Raw genomic sequence first — 18,176 nt, 5'->3', positions numbered from 1 at the left:
GGCGCACGGGGACGAAGAGTTGCCGGTGCCGTGCCGCCGTCGCGGTGTACGTCGGGGTCATACCGGGGCAAACGCCGGTGCCCGACCGCAGGTCACGGCTCGGACCGTCGGAGGTGCGTTCGGGGTGTGGTGCCGCGCCCGCCCGGGCGGATCCGGACGCGCGTGTCCCGCACCACGGCGGCCTGCGGGCGGCCGGGGCGCGGGACGGCGGCGAAGACGGGGTGGGCCGGCCTCAGGCGGCGTGGCGGCGCATCGCCGGTACGCGCATCGGGCGCGAGCCCGGGCCGCCGACGTGCGAGAAGGGCTGGGTGCGCCAGTCGAGTCCCTGAGGCAGCGTCAGCAGCAGTGCGGTGCCCTGCTCCTGGGGCGCGAGGGGCTCGTCGGCGGGCCGGGCCTCGGCCGCGGTGCGCCCGGTGCCGGCGCAGACCGTGAGACCGAACGGGTTCCACGGCGAGGCGCACAGCGCGTGCTCCGGCAGGATCTCCTCGTCCGCCAGGAGCGCGATGGGCTGCGCGCAGTCCGGGCAGATCACCCGGTACATCTCGAAGGTGTCGTACGCGTCGAGTTCGTCGGCGTCGTACTCGGGTTCGACGCCCTCCGGCTCGGGCTCGACCACGGACATGTGCCGCTTGGGCGCGGTGCGACCAGGGCGCTTAAGACTCTGCATGGGTTTCTCCCCCTCGGGCTGGGCCGTTCGGGCACTGCGGCCTCGACCACAGCAAGCACTTCCCAGCCCGTCTCGGCGGTAATCGCGAGGACATCACGTACCTTCAACTAAGTCTGTGGCGTTCGTCACATGCCAACCGCAGGTGCCCGGCGCCCGTCCCGCGCCCGTCACATCACAAACCGGCTATGACCTGCGCTGCATAGGTATACGCGGAGATCGGCCGCACTGTAGGTTCATCCGTCATGGAGGAGCTGGACCGACAAATCGTGCAGCTGCTCGTCAAGGACGGGCGGATGAGTTACACCGATCTGGGCAAGGCCACGGGCCTGTCCACGTCGGCCGTGCACCAGCGGGTGCGCCGGCTGGAACAGCGCGGCGTCATCCGGGGCTACGCGGCCGTCGTCGACCCGGAGGCCGTCGGGCTGCCCCTGACCGCCTTCATCTCGGTGAAACCGTTCGACCCCAGCGCCCCCGACGACATCGCCGACCGTCTCGCCGGGGTGCCCGAGATCGAGGCGTGCCACAGCGTCGCCGGCGACGAGAACTACATCCTCAAGGTCCGCGTGGCCACCCCGCACGAGCTGGAGGAGCTGCTCGGCCGGCTGAGGGCCCTGGCGGGCGTGTCGACGCGCACGACGGTCGCCCTGTCCACGCCGTACGAGGCACGGCCGCCGCGCATCTGAGGGGGTCCGTGTGCCGGGCGGGCCCGGCGAGGCGCGAGACTGTCACCCATGAGTGAGCGCACGCCCGAGCCGAAGACCGTCCTGCTCCGCCGAGGAGAGGTCCACAGCCCCGCCGATCCCTTCGCGACCGCGATGGTCGTGGAGCGCGGCCAGGTCGCCTGGGTGGGCTCGGAGGGCGCCGCCGACGCCTTCGCGGACGGGGTCGACGAGGTGGTCGACCTCGACGGCGCGCTCGTCACCCCCGCCTTCACCGACGCCCATGTGCACACCACGTCGACCGGTCTCGCGCTGACCGGGCTCGACCTCTCCACCGCCCCCACCCTGGAAGCGGCCCTCGCCCTGGTGCGGGACTTCGCCGCCGCCCGGCCGCAGGACACGGTGCTGCTCGGGCACGGCTGGGACGCCTCCCGCTGGCCCGGCGGCCGCCCGCCGACCCGCGCCGAACTCGACGCCGCCACCGGCGGCCGTCCCCTGTACCTGTCCCGGATCGACGTGCACTCGGCGGTCGTCACCTCGGCCCTGCTGGAGCTGACCCCCGGCCTCGGCGCGCCCGACGGGCCGCTCACCGCCGACGCCCACCACGCCGTCCGCGCCGCCGCGTTCGCGGCCGTGACGCCGGCCCGCCGCGCCGAGGCCCAGCGCGCCGCCCTCGCGCACGCCGCGTCCCTCGGCATCGGCACCGTCCACGAGTGCGGGGGCCCCGAGATCTCCTCCGAGGACGACCTCGCGGACCTGCTGCGGATCGCCGCCGAGGAGCCGGGGCCGCGGGTCGTCGGCTACTGGGCCGAGCAGGGCGAGACCGGGGTGGCCAAGGCGCGTGAGCTGGGCGCGCTCGGCGCCGCCGGTGACCTGTTCGTCGACGGCGCCCTCGGCTCCCACACCGCCTGCCTGCACGCCCCCTACAGCGACGCGGCCCACACCGGCACCGCCTACCTGACCGCCGACGACGTGGCCGCCCATGTGGTGGCCTGCACCGAGGCCGGGCTCCAGGCCGGGTTCCACGCCATCGGCGACGCCGCCGTGACCGCCGTGGTCGAGGGGGTGCGGGCCGCCGCCGAGAAGATCGGCCTCGCGCGCGTGCGCGCCGCCCGGCACCGCGTCGAGCACGCCGAGATGCTCACCCCCGAGTCCATCGCGGCCTTCGCCGAACTCGGCCTGACCGCCTCCGTGCAGCCCGCCTTCGACGCCCTGTGGGGCGGCGAGGACGGCATGTACGCCCGGCGCCTGGGCGTCGAGCGGGCCCGCACCCTGAACCCCTTCGCGGCCCTGCTGCGGGCCGGTGTGCCGCTCGCCTTCGGCTCCGACAGCCCCGTCACCCCGCTCGACCCCTGGGGCACGGTCCGCGCCGCCGCCTTCCACCGCACCCCCGGCCACGGCGTCTCCGTCCGGGCCGCCTTCACCGCCCACACCCGCGGCGGCTGGCGGGCGGTCGGCCGCGACGACGCCGGTGTGCTGGTCCCGGGCGCCCCCGCCGACTACGCGGTCTGGCGCACCGACGAACTGGTGGTCCAGGCCCCCGACGACCGGGTCGCCCGCTGGTCCACCGACCCCCGCTCCGGCACGCCGGGGCTGCCCGACCTCACCCCGGGCCGTGACCTGCCGCTCTGTCTGCGCACGGTGGTCGGCGGACGGACCGTGTACGTACGGCCGGGCGAGTGACGGCTGGGCGCCCGGCACCGAAGATCACCCGTCCGCACGCCGTCGTACGGCCCCTGCCGTGCCCCCCTGACCTGCGCGTTGTCGGAAGATCCGCAGGTCGCACGGCTGTTGACAGCCGATGGCGGGGGGCCGGTAGGTTCGGCCGGGTCCACCACCGGACGCCCCGCCGCGAAACGTCCGCGCACTCGTGGCGGCGCCGCTGGGTCAGGGACGGTGTGCCGCACCGGGGCACCGCCACTGGCAGCCAGGCTCAGCGTCAGCGCCGCAGCGAGGGAACGTTCCGTCCGGCCGGGGAGGTGTGACCCGGGTGGGGCCCGGGCGCTCAGTAGACAACGGCTTTCGGTCGACCCGCAGCCAGCGGGCCCCAGGTCGGCCCGAAGAGCGCCGGGCCCCCCGCCGCGGCGGGCTTGCCCCGCGTCCGCACCGGGCAGGTGCGTAGATATGAGCCCAAACCGACAGTCTTACCCCGCGCGCAGCGATTCGACACCACCGTACGAACGTCCCGCCACGTCTTCGCAGACGGCGGCCACTATGGTGGTTCCCTGCGTAAGGACACGAAGGGGCAGGCAGTGAACGACGGCGACGGGACCCTCGCGGCACAGGACCGGGGGAGGCGGTTCGGTCCGCTCGGCACCGCCTTGGTGATCATTCCGACCTACAACGAGGCGGAGAACATCAAGGGGATCGTCGGACGGGTCCGCAAGGCCGTTCCCGAGGCCCATGTCCTGGTGGCCGACGACAACAGCCCCGACGGCACCGGCAAGCTCGCCGACGAACTGGCCGCCGGGGACGACCGGGTCCAGGTCCTGCACCGCAAGGGCAAGGAGGGCCTCGGCGCCGCCTACCTCGCCGGTTTCCGCTGGGGCATGGAGCACGGCTACGGCGTGCTGATCGAGATGGACGCCGACGGCTCCCACCAGCCCGAGGAACTGCCCCGGCTGCTCACCGCCCTCAAGGGCGCCGACCTGGTCCTGGGCTCCCGCTGGGTGCCGGGCGGCCGGGTCGTGAACTGGCCCCGGTCCCGCGAGGTCATCTCCCGCGGCGGCAGCCTCTACTCCCGGCTCGCCCTCGACCTGCCGCTGCGCGACATCACCGGCGGCTACCGGGCGTTCCGCCGCGAGACCCTGGAGGGCCTCGGACTCGACGAGGTCGCCTCCCAGGGCTACTGCTTCCAGGTCGACCTGGCCCGCCGCGCCGTCAAGGCCGGCTACCACGTCGTGGAGGTCCCGATCACCTTCGTCGAGCGCGAGCACGGCGACTCCAAGATGAGCCGCGACATCCTCGTCGAGGCCCTCTGGAGGGTCACCGCGTGGGGCGTGGGGGAGCGGGTCGGCAAGATCACCGGCCGCGGCGGGCAGCCACAGGCCCCGCACAAGAAGGACTGACCCCTTCCGCTGCCGCTTCCGGTGCTGATGCTCCCCTTACGCCGCTCTGAGCCGCGTCCAGGCACACTGGACGTATGACGACTGGCGCTCCGATCCCGACGTACCCGAACCCCGGTGCCTCCGGCGGCGCCACCGGCCCGGGCGCGCCCCGGCGCCGCCGCTCCAAGCTGCGCAGGTACCTGCCGCTGGGGCTCGCCGTGTGGCTGGTGCTGGAGATCTGGCTGCTGACACTGGTCGCCGGCCAGGCCGGCGGCCTCGCGGTCTTCCTGCTGCTGGTCGCCGGGGTCGTGCTCGGCTCGGTGGTCATCAAGCGCGCCGGCCGCCGCGCCTTCCGCAATCTCAACGAGGCGCTCCAGCGCGGCTCGGCCCCCACCCGGGGCGGGGGCAACGGCCTGATGATGCTCGGCGGCCTGCTGCTGATCATCCCCGGCCTGATCTCCGACGCGGCGGGCCTGCTCCTGCTCCTGCCGCCGGTCCAGAAGGCCATCGGCTCCTACACCGAGCGCAAGCTGCTGGCCGCCGCGCGCGCCCCCGGCTCGCTGGGCGACGCCTATCAGCAGGTCCGCATCCACCGCCCCGACGGCAAGGTGGTCCAGGGCGAGGTCGTCCGCGACGAGCCGTAGGCCCCGCGCCCGGCCGAACGGCCGGGCGAGCCGGGCACACCAACGACCGCGGGCGCCGAACGTGAAACACGTTCGGCGCCCGCGGTCGTTGGTGTGTGTCGCTAGGTTCGCCGGCTTCCCGCTACGCGGACTTGCGGCTGTCGCGGGGATGCACCGCAAGGTTCATCGCCCCGGACCGCAGAACGGCCAGGCGCTCCTCGAGGACCTCTTCGAGTTCCTCTCGGGTGCGCCGCTCCATCAGCATGTCCCAATGCGTACGCGCGGGCTTGGCCTTCTTCTCCTCAGGGCCGTCGCCGTCCACGAGGAGCGCAGGGGCTCCGCAGACCTTGCACTCCCACTCCGGCGGGATCTCCGCCTCCACCGAGAAGGGCATCTCGAAGCGGTGCCCCTTCTCGCATGCGTACTCCACGGCCTGGCGCGGGGCCAGGTCGATGCCGCGGTCCGTCTCGTAGCTGGTCACCACGAGGCGCGTGCCGCGAAGAGCTCGCTCACTCATGAATCGTGCCTCCCGGGCTTGTCGCCCACAGGACAGGTGTCGCTGTCGTCGTCATCCGGTCAACGTCCGGTCGGCGGTAAAGATTCCCGTTCCGAGTCCCGTTCCGGGTCATGCGTCGCCGTCGTAGCCGCAGCCTTGTCAACCAGTGCAGTACCCACCGGCGCCCGGTTTGTCACATCTGAAAGGAGATGTCACCCAGCGTTTCGGCATCTTTGACGCGCAGTAACGGTACGCCTGGCAGGCCAAACGCGTACACTACCGCCCTTTCGCCTTGAGCGCTAAATCTTCTCGGGCACGGGGTTTCCGGCCGCGTCGATCGCCCGCCGCACCGGCACCCGCGCCAGCAGCACGAAGCCGAGCACGAAGAAGGCCACCAGCGACAGGATCGCGTCCCGGTAGCTCCCGGTGAGCTGGTAGGTGATCCCGAAGAGCAGCGGGCCCAGCCAGCTCATCCCGCGGTCGCTCAGCTCGTACGCGGAGAAGTACTCCGCCTCCTTGCCCGGCGGGACCAGATGGGAGAAGAGCGAGCGGGACAGGGCCTGGCTGCCGCCGAGGACCAGCCCGATCGCCGCCGCCAGCAGGAAGAAGCCGACCGGCGCGCCTTCGGGCAGGAAGTATCCGGCGCCCAGGGTGAGCGTCCAGGCGACCAGCGAGCCGAGGATCGTGCGCTTCGCGCCGTAGGTCCGGGCGAGCCGGCCCATGCCGAGGGCGCCGGCCACGGCCAGCACCTGGACCAGCAGGACGGCGCCGATCAGCGTGGACTGGCTCAGTCCGAGTTCCTCCGAGCCGTACACCGACGCCTGGGAGATCACGGTCTGGATGCCGTCGTTGTAGACGAGATAGGCCAGCAGGAAGGCGAGGGTGAGCGGGTGGCGGCGCATGTCCCGCAGCGTCGCCATGAGCTGGCGCAGCCCGGGAGCCGTCGGCGTCGCCCCGGTCGCCCCCGTCGTCTCGCGCACGGCGGGCGGCCGGTCCCGCAGCCGCAGCAGCGGGATCAGCGTGAAGCCGCCCCACCACAGGCCCGCCGAGGCCAGACAGATCCGTACCGCCATCGACTCCGAGACACCGAACGAGTCGTGCGCGAGATACAGGACCAGGTTCACCACCAGGACCAGGGAGCCCGCCGCGTAGCCGAACGCCCAGCCGCGCGAGGAGACCGCGTCGCGCTCCTCGGGCGGCGCGATCTGCGGCAGATAGGAGTTGTAGAGCATCATCGCGACCGACTGCGCCGCGTTCGCCACGATCAGCAGCAGCCCGCCGAGCAGATAGCGGTCCCCGCCGAGGAAGAACATGGCCGTGGTCGCCGCGGCACCGGTGTACGCGGCCGCCGCCAGCAGCGGCTTCTTGCGGCCTGAGCGGTCGGCGGCGGCGCCCACCAGCGGCATCAGCAGCACGGCCACGACCACCGACAGGGACACCGCGTACGGGAAGAAGGACCCCGCCCGCACGGGTATGCCCAGCGGGTGCACATACCCCTCGGGGTCGGCCGCCGCCTTGGCCACCGAGGTCAGATAGGGGCCGAGGAACACGGTGAGCACGCTCGTCGAGTAGACGGAGCACGCCCAGTCGTAGAAGTACCAGCCGCGCTGTTCGCGCTGCCGGGCGGCTCTCGCGCCGCTGTCGTCGGACTCGTCGGCTCTCGCCGTCCGCACGGTGTCGGTGCCCACCCGTGCCCCCCTCGCTCCCGCTCAAAAGTGCCGCGCGGGGGCGGCACGGGCCGTCAGACCCAGACGCCCCGGTCCTCCATGACCTCGCGCAACGTGTCGATGTGATCGGTCATGATGCCATCGACTCCCAGATCCAGGAGCCGGTGCATCCGCTCCGGTTCGTTGACCGTCCACACATGCACCTGGAGCCCGCGCGCGTGGGCGGCGCGGACGAAGCGGGAGTCCACCACCTGGATGCCCGACTGGGTCTCGGGCACCTGGGCGGCGACGGCCGACCGGCGCAGCGCCGCGGGCACCCCCCAGGACCGCAGCCGCAGATTGAGCACCCCGCGCGTGCCGTACGACGTGGCCAGGCGCGGGCCGGCCAGCCGCTGGGCGCGCACCACGCGGGCCTCGGAGAAGGAACCGACGCACACCCGGTCCCAGGCGTCCGCGCGCGCGATCAGGTTCAGCAGCGGGTGCAGGGCCGGCTCCGCCTTCACGTCGACGTTCCAGCGCACCTCGGGGAAGGTCTCCAGCAGCTCCTCGAAGAGCGGCACCGGCTCCTCGCCCCGCACACGCGCGTGCCGCACGTCCGCCCAGGGCAGCTCGGCGATCCGGCCCGCGCCGTCGGTCACCCGGTCCAGTGTCGCGTCGTGGAAGGCGACGAGCTTGCCGTCCCGGGTGGTGTGCACGTCGGTCTCGATGTAGCGGTAGCCCGCCTCGACCGCGCGCCGGAACTGCGCCGTCGTGTTCTCCAGACCGTCGGCGGCACCGCCGCGGTGCGCGAACGCGAGGGGGCCCGGATGGTCGAGGTACGGGTGGCGTATGAGGGTCGTCACGGACGCAGTATCGCCCCATGGGGTGACCCGGTGGCAACGACCGCGCTACCGCGGGATGCCGTCGGAACGGCGAACATCCGCAGGAAGAACTGCGCGAGCGGGCCGATCGACACCGCGTACAGCAGCGTCCCGACCCCGATCGTGCCGCCGAGCAGGAAGCCCGTGACGACGACCGTCACCTCCACCGCGGTGCGCATCAGCCGGATCGAGCGGCCGGTGCGCCGGTGCAGCCCGGTCATCAGCCCGTCGCGCGGGCCCGGCCCGAAGGCGGCGGCGATGTAGAGGCCGGTGGCCGCCCCGTTGAGCACGACCCCGGCCACCAGCAGCGGGACCCGGACGGCCAGGGAGTGCGCCTCGGGAAGCAGGGCGAGCGCGCCGTCCATCGCCAGGCCGACCACGAAGACGTTGGAGACGGTGCCCAGGCCCGGGCGCTGGCGCAGCGGGATCCACAGCAGCAGCACCGCCGCGCCCACCACGATCGAGACGGCCCCGATCGTCAGACCGGTCAGTTCGGCCAGGCCCTGGTGGAGCACGTTCCAGGGTTCGAGACCCAGGCCCGCCTCGACGAGCAGGGCCGAGCTGGCGCCGTAGAGCGCGAGTCCGGCGTAGAGCTGGACCAGCCGTCGAGTGAGACGTCCCCTGGCCGGCACGTGGTACCCCCCTGTGGTGGAAGTGGACTGACCCGTGACACTCTGTGGCGTGGACTGAATCCTCATCCATGGCCAATTCGGGGAAGGTGGACTGATATCCATGGCGCAGTGGACCTCCGCGGTGGGGGCCGCACAGCTCGCCCGGCTGCTCACCTCCCAGCAGGACCGCCCGGCGGGACCGGGCACGCGCCGCCCGCCCGCCTACCGCGCCCTCGCCGACGGCGTCCGGCTGCTCGTCCTGGAGGGCCGTGTCCCGGTGGCCGCCCGGCTGCCCGCCGAACGCGAACTCGCCCTCGCCCTCTCCGTCAGCCGCACCACCGTCGCCGCCGCCTACGAGGCACTGCGCGCCGAGGGGTTCCTGGAGTCCCGGCGCGGCGCCGGGAGCTGGACGGCCGTCCCGGCGGGCAATCCGCTCCCCGCGCGCGGTCTGGAACCCCTGCCGCCCGAGGCCCTCGGCTCGATGATCGACCTCGGCTGCGCGGCCCTGCCCGCCCCCGAACCCTGGCTCACCCGCGCCGTCCAGGGAGCCCTGGAGGAACTGCCGCCGTACGCCCACACGCACGGCGACTACCCGGCGGGGCTGCCCGCGCTGCGCGCGATGATCGCCGACCGGTACACCGCGCGCGGCATCCCGACCATGCCCGAGCAGATCATGGTGACGACCGGCGCGATGGGCGCGATCGACGCCATCTGCCATCTCTTCGGCGGACGCGGCGAACGCATCGCCGTCGAGTCGCCGTCGTACGCCAACATCCTCCAGTTGATGCGGGAGGCGGGCGCCCGGCTGGTGCCCGTCGCGATGGCCGAGGGGCTCTCCGGCTGGGACATGGACCGCTGGCGCCAGGTGCTGCGGGAGGCCGCGCCCCGGATCGCCTACGTCGTCGCCGACTTCCACAATCCGACCGGCGCGCTCGCCGACGAGGACCAGCGGCGCCGACTCGTCGAGGCGGCCCGTTCCGCCGGGACCGTACTGGTCGCGGACGAGACCATGAGCGAGCTGTGGCTCGACGACGACGTGGAACTGCCCCGTCCGGTCTGCGGGTTCGACCCCGCCGGATCGACGGTGATCACGGTCGGGTCGGCCAGCAAGGCGTTCTGGGCCGGCATGCGCATCGGCTGGGTCCGGGCCGCCCCGGACGTCATCCGCAGCCTGGTCGCGGCCCGCGCCTACGCCGACCTCGGCACCCCCGTGCTGGAGCAGCTCGCGGTGAACTGGCTCTTCGGCACCGGCGGCTGGGAGCACGCCGTCGAACTGCGCCGCGGCCAGGCCCGGGACAACCGGGACGCGCTGGTCGCGGCGGTACGGCGGGCGCTGCCGGACTGGGAGTTCGTGGTGCCCCGAGGCGGCCTCACGCTGTGGGTGCGGGCCGGGGGCCTGTCCGGGTCGCGGCTCGCCGAGGCGGGGGAGCGGGTCGGGGTCAGGGTGCCGTCCGGGCCGCGGTTCGGGGTGGACGGCGCGTTCGAGGGGTTCGTACGGCTGCCGTTCACCGTGGGGGGCGCGGTGGCCGAGGAGGCGGCGGCCCGGCTGGCCGCGGCGGCCCGGATCGTGGAGAGCGGCGGGACGGCGGGCGGCGAGGGGCCGCGGACGTTCGTGGCGTGAGGGTGTGTGAATGAGGGTGGGCCGGTCCTTTGCGGACCGGCCCACCCTCATTCACGCCTCAGGTCCCGTCTATTCGGCGACCGCCGCCTCGACCGGCGCCGGGAGGGTCTTCGTCAGGGCGGGCGTCTTCGCGGGCTCCGGCGCCTCAGAGGTCTCCGGCGGTTCCGGGGCCTCCTGGGTCTCCGGGGCCGGCTCCGCCTGCGGTGCTGTGGTGCGCGGCGGCAGCAGCTCCAGCACCGCCTGCCGGTGCGCGTCGCTGGTGGCGTCGTCGTAGGGGTCCGGGGTCGCCGGGACCTGGAGCCGGTGCACCGCTCCCGTGCCCAGCCGGGCGTAGCCGCGCCCCGGGGGGACCTGGTCGACGGGGGTGGTGTGCGGGGGCGCCCCGAGGACGGCCGTCAGCCGGGCCACGGAGGCGGGCCCGAGGACGACACGCGCGCGTGTGTGCTGCCGTACGGCGTCGGCCAGGAGGTCCAGGCAGTCGAACTGCTCGGCGACGACCACCGTCACCGCGACCGCGCGGCCGTGCCGCAGCGGGACCTGGAGGAGGGCCTGCGGGTCCCGGCGGCCGTTCGCCTCGGCGAGGTGGGTGAAGACGGAGGGGCGGTCGAGGAGGATCCACAGCGGGCGCCTGGTGTCCACCGGCGGTGGGTCGCCGTCCTGGCGGGCCCGGTTCGCGGCGATCAGCCGGCGCTCCGTCTCGTGCGCCGCCCACTCCAGACCGGCCGTCGCCCCGGCCGGGCCGGTCTCGATGCCCAGGACGCCCTCCCGGCCGGCGAAGCAGCCGTACTCGCCGGTGCCGCCGCCGTCGACGATCAGGACGTCGCCGTGCCGGAGGGCCTGGAGCGCGATGGAGCGCAGCAGGGAGGAGGTGCCGCTGCCGGGCTGGCCGACGGCCAGCAGATGCGGCTCGGTGGAGCGGACGCCGGTGCGCCAGACCACCGGAGGGACGTCGCGCCGCTCGTCGCCGTGGGTGAGGGGGAGCGTGCGCTGGACCCGCGAGGGGTCGGTGAAGCCCAGGACGGTCTCGCCGGGGGCGGTGACGAAGCGCTGGGCGGCGATGTCGGTGGGGAGCGGGGCGAGGACGTCGACGGTGAGTTCGTTGCCCTCCTCCTCCCAGGCGAACAGGTACTCGCGGCCGCGGCCCGCCTTGGCGGTCAGCAACTGCTCGATCCGCGCGCGGGGTTCGGCCTCGCCGTCCGGGAAGTAGGCCGGGTAGCGGATCACCAGATGGGAGAAGCGGCCCGAACCGTCGAACTCGTGGGCCGGGAAGACCTTCTCCCACTCGCCGCCGTGCGCGTACAGGGGAGAAGGGTCCTCGGCCGTCGAGAAGTACGGGACCAGGGCCTCGTACAGCGACTGGAGCCGCTGGATCTGCGACTCGTCGGGGCCTTCGGGAGCCGGTGGGGTGCGGTCCCGGCCCTGCCAGGCCGCCGCCGCCATCAGGGTGATGACGGCGAGCAGCGGTCCGTACGGCATCAGTGCCACGACCAGGATCACGGAGGCCACCAGGAACAGCAGCGGCCCGCGCTTGTCCTTGGGGGTCTCGGCCCACTTGCGCCGGCCGGCCGAGGCCAGCCGGCGCATACCGCGGGTGAGCGTGATCAGTGGATGGAGAACGTCGGTGGCGCTGTCGGCCGCCGTCCGGGCCAGCTCCCGGCTCCGGGCGATCTGCGCGCTGCCTGTGCTCAGAATGCGGGGGAGGGGGCGCCGGGCCACTGCTGTCTCCTGGAAGTGCGTACGGAAGGGACGAACGGCTGGTCGGCCGAGCGGCCGGCCTGGCTCAGAACTTGATGCCGCCCAGGAGGCTCGCGAGGCTCTCGCCGCCCGCCTTGATGCTCGGGGCGATGGCTGTGCTCGCCAGATAGAAGCCGAACAGCGCCGAGACGCAGGCGTGCGACGCCTTGAGCCCGTCCTTGCGGAAGAACAGGAAGACGATGATGCCGAGCAGGACCACGCCTGAGATGGAGAGGATCATTGGGGATCTCCTGGTTCGGGGGGACAGTCACCATGAGTACTTCCAGGATCACAGGATGTATCTATACGATAAAAGGTGCAACTGGGTGAAATGTCGCCGATTTCCTCCAGGTGGCGTAAGGTCCGCTGGTCCGCCTGAGCTGGACAATTGCGTCGAACGGGTCTCTTCGTGATCTTTGCCTCGGAGGCCACCGGCCATGTGCGCGACGAGCCAGTACGCTGGCGATTCACCTGAACGGTTGTAGCGAGAGGCGGTCCAGGCCGATGACAGAAGCCCCCGACCCCGAGGTCGTGGAGCTGGCGACCAAGATCTTCGATCTGGCCCGGCAGGGCCGGACCGAGGACCTCGTGAGCTACGTCGACGCGGGCGTTCCGGCCAATCTCACCAACGACCGCGGCGACTCGCTCCTGATGCTCGCCGCCTACCACGGTCACGCCGACGCGGTCCGGGCCCTGCTGGCCCGCGGTGCCGAGGCCGACCGGATCAACGACCGCGGCCAGACCCCGCTCGCCGGGGCCGCCTTCAAGGGCGAGACCGAGGTGACCGAGGTCCTGCTGGCGGCCGGAGCCGATCCGGAAGCCGGTACTCCGTCGGCCGTCGACACGGCCCGGATGTTCGCCAGGACCGATCTGCTCGAACTGTTCGACACTCGATGAGCCGACGGCCCCGAGTGGCTGCCAGGCCCGTCCTGACCAGCTAAAACGCAGAGAACACGACATATACGGGGGAGGCGGTACCAGGCCGCCGGAAATTTCGGTCGCGGCAGGTGGAAGAGCCGGGCCATCATGACGACGTGATTCACGGACGCGATGGCTGGGCAGGTGTTGCCGCACCGCGCGGGCCGTGACGCGGTCCGCATGGGCCACCGACGAGAGGCAGAGGAAGATGGTCTACAGCAAGCAGGAAACGGCGGGCGCCCCGACGTGTTGTCACGCGGCCAGGTAGTGCACGTCCCCGGTTGCGTCGACGCTTGATGTGAGGCTGTTTCCCATGTTCGATCCGGTCATAGCGCCCAGCGGTACGCTGCTCGGCCTCCTCCAGAGGGGTCGCGGCGACGGCACGCTGCACGCGCTCACCGCCCCGCGAGCCGAAGCGCTCGCGGCTCTGCACCACTGCGTGCTGCGCGATCCCCGCCACGACTGGCAGGTGGAGAACCGCTCCCTCTACTACGCCCGGCTCTGCCTCGACCTCGACGGCGGACTCGACGAGATCGAGGCACACCTCTTCGACGTCGAGGACGTCTTCGACACCGACGAGTCACGCACCGGCCTCGCCCTGGCCGTCCTCGGCCACCTCGCCTCCTACGGCAGGCAGGACGCCCTGAACCTGCTGCGCAGGTACGCCGCCTCCGGCTCCAACTGGGCCTGGGCGCTGGACGAACTCGCGCTGCGCGACGACGACGCGGGCCTGCGCGCCCTCGCCGAGCCGGTGCTCGCCCGCTTCGCCACCGACCCCGAGGGCGAGGCCGAGCTGGCCACCGTCGTCCGGGACGCCTTCGAGCCACGGCCCTGGCGGCTGTGGGCCGACGACCCCCGCCCGCACGTCTCCACACGCGTGCGTGCCGCCCACGAGGCCGGCTGCTTCGACCGCTGGCAACGCCAGATGAGTCCCGGCGGGCCCCGGCCCGGCTGGAGCGTGAGCGCGGTCCTCGAATGGGCCCAGCAGGGCGTCGAGCGCGGCGCCGCGCTCCATGTGCCGGCCGCCCGCTGCCTGAGCGCCGTGGCCGGCCCCGAGGACCGCCCCGAGATCGTGCGGGCCGCCCTGGACGGCACCGACGGCGCCCGCTGCACCGCCCTGCGCTACCTCGCCGACCGCAACGACCCCGAGGCCCTCGCCCTCATCGAGCGGGCCGCGGCCACCGGCGGCGCCACCGTCGTCGAGGCCGCCGTCGACGCCTTCGAGCGCATGAGCGGCCCCGCCACCGTCGAGCGGGCCCGCGGCTGGGCCCGCAGGCCCGACGCCCTCGGCGCCGCCGCGGGACGCGTGCTCGCCTGCCGCGGCGGCACCCAGGACAGCGACCTCGTCCTCGGCGCCCTGCGCGACGCCGTACGCGGCGAGGGCCCCGACGCCCCCACCCTGTGGACCCTCGTCGACGGCGCCGGACGCCTCGGCATCGTCTGCGCCGCACCCGTCCTGCGCCACATCTACCGCGAGACGGCCTCCTCCCACCTACGTGGCCGCTGCGCCCGCGCCCTCGCCGCCACCGACCCCTCCTTCGCCACCGGCTTCGCCGTCGAATGCCTGTGGGACTGCGAGGAGGCCACCCGCGAGATCGCCGCCCGGCACGCCGAGACCGGTGACGCGCGCGTCGTGGAGCGACTGCGCCGGCTCGCCGCCGACCCCGCCGAGGAGGCGGAGGTCCAGACGGCCGTACGCAGCAGGATCGGACCGGATCCGGCGTCCGCCGTGTGACCGGCGCGCGCATAAGACTGGCGTGATCCCGTGTTCACCCGGGCGCCCCGGGTGAACACGGGATGGCCGGCCGGTCGGGCGCGCATGGACACCGTCCGACCTGCCCGGGTGCGCAGCGCAACGCTCATGGGACGTTCGGCGTCCGGAAAGATCCACGTTGACGCGGGCACGTCCAGCCCGGCGAGAACACCCGTATGCGTGTCGTCATCGTGACCGAATCCTTTCCCCCCGACGTGAACGGCGTGGCCCACTGCGCGCTCCAGACCGCCCGGCACCTCGTGGACCGCGGTCACTCCCCGCTCGTCGTCGCGCCGGCCACCGCCGCCGGCACCGGGCCGGACGCCCTCGCGCCCTGCCCCGTCGTCCGTGTCCCCTCCCTCCCGCTCCCGGGCTACCCCCAGGTGCGAGTCGCCCTGCCCAGCAGACGCGTCGCCGCCGCGATCGCCGACCACCGGGCCGACATCGTGCACCTGGCGAGCCCCTTCATCCTCGGCGTCCGCGGCATGGCCGCCGCCGCCCGGCTCGGCATCCCCGCCGTCGCCGTCTACCAGACCGACCTGGCCGGCTACGCCCGCACCTATGTGCACGCCGGCGAGGCGGCCGCCTGGCGGCGCATACGGTCCGTCCACGCCGCCGCCGACCTCACCCTCGCCCCCTCCAGCGCCGCCCTGCACGACCTGGAGACCCATGGCGTGCCCCGCGTGAAGCTCTGGCGGCGCGGCGTGGACACCGAGCGCTTCCGCCCCGACCGCCGCGACGAGGCCCTGCGCCGCGCACTCGCCCCGAACGGCGAACTCATCGTCGGCTACGTCGGCCGCCTCGCCCCCGAGAAGCAGGTCGAACTGCTCTCCGGGGTCTGCGGACTGCCCGGCGTCCGGGTCGTGGTGGTGGGCGACGGGCCCAGCGGGCCGCAGCTCCCGGAGGCGCTGCCCGGCGCGGTCTTCCTCGGCCGCCGCACCGGCGACGACCTCGCCCGGATCTTCGCCTCGCTGGACGTCTTCGCGCACACCGGACCCTTCGAGACGTTCTGCCAGACCGTGCAGGAGGCGATGGCCAGCGGGGTGCCCGTCGTCGCGCCCGCCGCCGGCGGCCCCCTGGACCTGGTCGCGCACGGCCGCACCGGCCTGCTCGTCCCGCCGCGCGACGCCGACGCCGTACGGGACGCCGTCGCCGCCCTGGCCGCCGCCCCCGCGCTGCGCACGGCGTACGGGGCCGCCGGGCGGGCGACCGTCGAGGGCCGCACCTGGGCCGCCGTCGGCGACCAACTGCTCGGCCACTACGCGGACGTGCTCACCGCCCGCCGACCGGCGGTGGCCGCGTGAGCGCGGGACGCGCGGCGGCGGGTGCCGGGACGCCCGCGATACGGGGCGAAGAGGTGCCCGCGATAGGGGGCGAGGGGGCGCCCGCGATACGGGGCGAGGAGGCGCTCGGGACGCGGGGTGAGGGGTTGCCAGGAACGCGAGGTGAGGGGCTGCGGATCGTGCGGCTCGCCAACTTCGTGGCGCCCGCCTCGGGCGGGCTGCGCACCGCGCTGCGCGAGCTGGGCAAGGGGTACCGGGCGGCGGGCCACGAGCCCGTCCTCATCGTGCCGGGTGAGCGCCCGAGCGACCGGGAGACCGAGCAGGGCAGGGTGATCACCCTGCCAGGGCCGCTGCTGCCGGGCACCGGCGGATACCGCGTCCTCACCGACAAGCGGCGCGTGGCGCGCCTCCTGGAGGACCTCGCGCCGGACCGCCTGGAGGTCTCCGACCGTACGACGCTGCGGTGGACCGGCCGATGGGCGCGGCGCGCGCGGGTGCCCGCGGTGATGGTCTCCCACGAGACCGCCGACGGCGTGCTGCGCACCTGGGGCCTGCCGGAGGCGGCCGCCCGCAGGACCGCCGACGCGCTCAACATCCGTACGGCGCACACGTACGCGCGCGTGGTGTGCACGACCGAGTTTGCCGAACGGGAGTTCGTGCGCATCGGTGCCCGCAACGTGGTCCGGGCACCGCTCGGCGTCGACCTCGTCGAACGGCACCCCGCGCTGTACGACGCCGGGCTGCGCGCCCGCCACGCGCGCGAGGACGAGGTGCTGCTGGTGACCTGCACCCGGCTGTCCGTGGAGAAGCGGCCCGTGACGGCCCTGGACGCCCTGGCGGCGCTGGTACGGCGCGGGGCGCGGGCCCGGCTGGTCGTCGCCGGGGACGGGCCGTTGCGCGCCCGGCTCGAACAGCGCGCGCGGGAGCGGGGCCTGCCGGTGGCGTTCCTCGGGCACGTCTCCGACCGGGGCGCGCTGGGCGCGCTCCAGGCGTCCGCCGACGTCTGCCTGGCGCCCGGGCCCGCGGAGACGTTCGGTCTGGCCGCCCTGGAGGCGATGGCCTGCGGGACCCCGGTGGTCGTCAGTGCCTCCTCCGCCCTGCCCGAGGTCATCGGGACGGCGGGAGCCGTCGCCGTCGACCGCGGCGAGGCGTTCGCCGACGCGGTGGAGAGCCTCCTGACCCGCCCGGAGCCGGCCCGCCGCGAGGCCGCACGCGCGCGTGCGGAACGCTTCGGGTGGGGGACGGCGGTGGAGGCGTTCCTGACGGCACACGAGGCGGCGGTGACGACGGCGACGACGGTGGGCGAGCCGGTCTTCGGAGGGCGCGGATGAGACCCGTGCGGTTCGTCGCGCTCGGGGACTCGCTCACCGAAGGGGTGGGCGATCCCTTGGCGGAGGGCGGGTGGCGGGGCTGGGCCGCGCTGCTCGCCGGCGGGCTCGCCGACACGTCCGCCGGGGAGTCCGTGGCGTTCACCAACCTCGCGGTGAGCGGCGCGCAGACGCGGGACGTGCTGGAACGGCAGCTCCCGGCCGGGCTGGCGCTGCGGCCCGACCTCGTCTCCGTCGTCGTCGGCGTCAACGACACCCTGCGCTGCACCTTCGACATCCACGCCGTGGCCGCCCGGCTCGATGCCGTGTACGGCGCGTTCACCCGGCAGGGCGCGGTGCTGCTCACCGCGTGTCTGCCCGACCCCGGCGCCATGCTCGGGCTGCCGGGGGCGCTCGCCCGCCCGCTGGCCCGGCGGCAGCGCGCGGTCAACGCGGTCGTCCACGCCCTGTCCGACCGCCACGGCGCCGTCCATCTGCACGCCGCGGAGGGCGCCTGGCTGACCGACCGGGCGATGTGGAGCGCCGACCGGCTCCATCCCGGCGAACGGGGCCACCGGCAACTGGCCCTGCGCTTCCACGCGCGGCTGGCGGAGGCGGGCCTCGCCACCGGCACCGCACCCGCGCCGGAGCCGGAGTTCCCCGTGCCCACCAGGTCGGCGAGCCTGTGGTGGCTGGCGACCGCCGGCACCGGCTGGGTGGCCCGGCGCTGCACCGACCTGCTGCCGCAGTTGCTCACCCTGGCCGCCGACGAACTGCGCCACCGCGCCCGCGGCACCAGCGCCCGGCTCGACCTGCGGGCCACCGCCGCCGTGTCCGCCGCATTGGCCGCGCTCTCGGTGGCCGAGCGGCAGCCGGACGCCGCCTAGGCGGTACCACGTCGCCTTGGCGGTAGCACGCGGCCTTGGCGGT

At 74.0% G+C, this 18,176-nt stretch carries 17 protein-coding genes; 10 read left to right on the top strand and 7 right to left on the bottom strand.

Annotated features, from left to right (window positions below):
- Positions 1-232: 232 nt before the first annotated feature.
- Positions 233-667, bottom strand: coding sequence for a hypothetical protein (locus tag AFM16_RS07365; protein WP_078632836.1), 435 nt, complete (start codon positions 665-667; stop codon positions 233-235).
- A 242-nt stretch (positions 668-909) separates the two neighbouring features.
- Here AFM16_RS07365 and AFM16_RS07360 point away from each other — a divergent pair, with 242 nt between their 5' ends.
- The 4 genes from AFM16_RS07360 (at position 910) to fxsA (ending at position 5,017) form a co-directional block, all read left to right on the top strand.
- Positions 910-1,350, top strand: a complete 441-nt coding sequence (locus AFM16_RS07360) for an Lrp/AsnC family transcriptional regulator (RefSeq protein ID WP_030785712.1) — start codon at positions 910-912, stop codon at positions 1,348-1,350.
- A gap of 48 nt (positions 1,351-1,398) precedes the next feature.
- On the top strand, positions 1,399-3,009 hold the full coding sequence (locus tag AFM16_RS07355; RefSeq protein WP_078632835.1) for an amidohydrolase: 1,611 nt from the start codon (positions 1,399-1,401) through the stop codon (positions 3,007-3,009).
- Positions 3,010-3,578: 569 nt separating this feature from the next.
- Positions 3,579-4,394, top strand: coding sequence for a polyprenol monophosphomannose synthase (locus tag AFM16_RS07350; protein WP_030785708.1), 816 nt, complete (start codon positions 3,579-3,581; stop codon positions 4,392-4,394).
- 74 nt (positions 4,395-4,468) lie between these two features.
- Positions 4,469-5,017 carry an FxsA family membrane protein gene (gene fxsA, locus AFM16_RS07345; RefSeq protein WP_030785707.1) on the top strand — a complete coding sequence of 183 codons (549 nt, stop codon included), beginning with the start codon at positions 4,469-4,471 and terminating at the stop codon, positions 5,015-5,017.
- A 121-nt stretch (positions 5,018-5,138) separates the two neighbouring features.
- Here the strand turns inward: fxsA and AFM16_RS07340 are convergent, their stop codons facing one another.
- From AFM16_RS07340 to yczE, 4 genes are all read right to left on the bottom strand, one after another.
- Complete coding sequence (locus AFM16_RS07340) at positions 5,139-5,513, bottom strand: RNA polymerase-binding protein RbpA (RefSeq protein WP_020128921.1); 375 nt, start codon at positions 5,511-5,513, stop codon at positions 5,139-5,141.
- A 278-nt stretch (positions 5,514-5,791) separates the two neighbouring features.
- Positions 5,792-7,180, bottom strand: a complete 1,389-nt coding sequence (locus tag AFM16_RS07335; protein ID WP_030785698.1) for an MFS transporter — start codon at positions 7,178-7,180, stop codon at positions 5,792-5,794.
- Between the two features lie 53 nt (positions 7,181-7,233).
- On the bottom strand, positions 7,234-8,001 hold the full coding sequence (locus tag AFM16_RS07330) for a glycerophosphodiester phosphodiesterase family protein (protein WP_030785695.1): 768 nt from the start codon (positions 7,999-8,001) through the stop codon (positions 7,234-7,236).
- On the bottom strand, positions 7,998-8,717 hold the full coding sequence (gene yczE, locus AFM16_RS07325; protein WP_370628026.1) for a membrane protein YczE: 720 nt from the start codon (positions 8,715-8,717) through the stop codon (positions 7,998-8,000). The genes AFM16_RS07330 and yczE overlap by 4 nt, the downstream gene beginning before the upstream one ends.
- 34 nt (positions 8,718-8,751) lie before the next feature.
- Between yczE and AFM16_RS07320 the strand changes: the two genes are divergently transcribed.
- On the top strand, positions 8,752-10,251 hold the full coding sequence (locus AFM16_RS07320; protein WP_030785690.1) for an SCO1417 family PLP biosynthesis transcription factor: 1,500 nt from the start codon (positions 8,752-8,754) through the stop codon (positions 10,249-10,251).
- A gap of 69 nt (positions 10,252-10,320) precedes the next feature.
- On the opposite strand, the gene AFM16_RS07315 is transcribed toward AFM16_RS07320, so the two are convergent.
- Both AFM16_RS07315 and AFM16_RS07310 read right to left on the bottom strand, forming a co-directional pair.
- Positions 10,321-11,967, bottom strand: coding sequence for a hypothetical protein (locus AFM16_RS07315; RefSeq protein ID WP_051780394.1), 1,647 nt, complete (start codon positions 11,965-11,967; stop codon positions 10,321-10,323).
- 64 nt (positions 11,968-12,031) lie between these two features.
- Positions 12,032-12,226, bottom strand: a complete 195-nt coding sequence (locus AFM16_RS07310) for a hypothetical protein (RefSeq protein ID WP_030785683.1) — start codon at positions 12,224-12,226, stop codon at positions 12,032-12,034.
- A gap of 263 nt (positions 12,227-12,489) precedes the next feature.
- Between AFM16_RS07310 and AFM16_RS07305 the strand changes: the two genes are divergently transcribed.
- From AFM16_RS07305 to AFM16_RS07285, 5 genes are all read left to right on the top strand, one after another.
- Complete coding sequence (locus tag AFM16_RS07305; protein ID WP_030785680.1) at positions 12,490-12,882, top strand: ankyrin repeat domain-containing protein; 393 nt, start codon at positions 12,490-12,492, stop codon at positions 12,880-12,882.
- Between the two features lie 334 nt (positions 12,883-13,216).
- Positions 13,217-14,638: a hypothetical protein gene (locus AFM16_RS07300; RefSeq protein WP_078632833.1), complete on the top strand. Its 1,422-nt coding sequence runs from the start codon at positions 13,217-13,219 to the stop codon at positions 14,636-14,638.
- A 194-nt stretch (positions 14,639-14,832) separates the two neighbouring features.
- Complete coding sequence (locus tag AFM16_RS07295) at positions 14,833-15,960, top strand: glycosyltransferase family 4 protein (protein WP_078632832.1); 1,128 nt, start codon at positions 14,833-14,835, stop codon at positions 15,958-15,960.
- Positions 15,961-16,085: 125 nt separating this feature from the next.
- Complete coding sequence (locus tag AFM16_RS07290; RefSeq protein ID WP_107419042.1) at positions 16,086-17,270, top strand: glycosyltransferase; 1,185 nt, start codon at positions 16,086-16,088, stop codon at positions 17,268-17,270.
- Positions 17,267-18,133, top strand: a complete 867-nt coding sequence (locus tag AFM16_RS07285) for an SGNH/GDSL hydrolase family protein (protein ID WP_078632831.1) — start codon at positions 17,267-17,269, stop codon at positions 18,131-18,133. Before AFM16_RS07290 ends, AFM16_RS07285 begins: the two co-directional genes overlap by 4 nt.
- Positions 18,134-18,176: the final 43 nt, after the last annotated feature.

The organism is Streptomyces antibioticus, from assembly GCF_002019855.1.
Classification (GTDB): domain Bacteria; phylum Actinomycetota; class Actinomycetes; order Streptomycetales; family Streptomycetaceae; genus Streptomyces; species Streptomyces antibioticus_B.
This window is presented reverse-complemented; position numbering and strand designations above follow the sequence as displayed.

Excerpts from the sequence above, each read along its gene's own strand:
- AFM16_RS07295 (WP_078632832.1), top strand. The coding sequence starts at position 14,833 with ATGCGTGTCGTCATCGTGACCGAATCCTTTCCCCCCGACGTGAACGGC.
- AFM16_RS07320 (WP_030785690.1), top strand. The coding sequence starts at position 8,752 with ATGGCGCAGTGGACCTCCGCGGTGGGGGCCGCACAGCTCGCCCGGCTG.
- AFM16_RS07310 (WP_030785683.1), bottom strand. The coding sequence starts at position 12,226 with ATGATCCTCTCCATCTCAGGCGTGGTCCTGCTCGGCATCATCGTCTTC.
- AFM16_RS07355 (WP_078632835.1), top strand. The coding sequence starts at position 1,399 with ATGAGTGAGCGCACGCCCGAGCCGAAGACCGTCCTGCTCCGCCGAGGA.
- fxsA (WP_030785707.1), top strand. The coding sequence starts at position 4,469 with ATGACGACTGGCGCTCCGATCCCGACGTACCCGAACCCCGGTGCCTCC.
- AFM16_RS07365 (WP_078632836.1), bottom strand. The coding sequence starts at position 667 with ATGCAGAGTCTTAAGCGCCCTGGTCGCACCGCGCCCAAGCGGCACATG.
- AFM16_RS07285 (WP_078632831.1), top strand. The coding sequence starts at position 17,267 with ATGAGACCCGTGCGGTTCGTCGCGCTCGGGGACTCGCTCACCGAAGGG.
- AFM16_RS07305 (WP_030785680.1), top strand. The coding sequence starts at position 12,490 with ATGACAGAAGCCCCCGACCCCGAGGTCGTGGAGCTGGCGACCAAGATC.
- yczE (WP_370628026.1), bottom strand. The coding sequence starts at position 8,717 with ATGAGGATTCAGTCCACGCCACAGAGTGTCACGGGTCAGTCCACTTCC.
- AFM16_RS07360 (WP_030785712.1), top strand. The coding sequence starts at position 910 with ATGGAGGAGCTGGACCGACAAATCGTGCAGCTGCTCGTCAAGGACGGG.
- AFM16_RS07300 (WP_078632833.1), top strand. The coding sequence starts at position 13,217 with ATGTTCGATCCGGTCATAGCGCCCAGCGGTACGCTGCTCGGCCTCCTC.
- AFM16_RS07340 (WP_020128921.1), bottom strand. The coding sequence starts at position 5,513 with ATGAGTGAGCGAGCTCTTCGCGGCACGCGCCTCGTGGTGACCAGCTAC.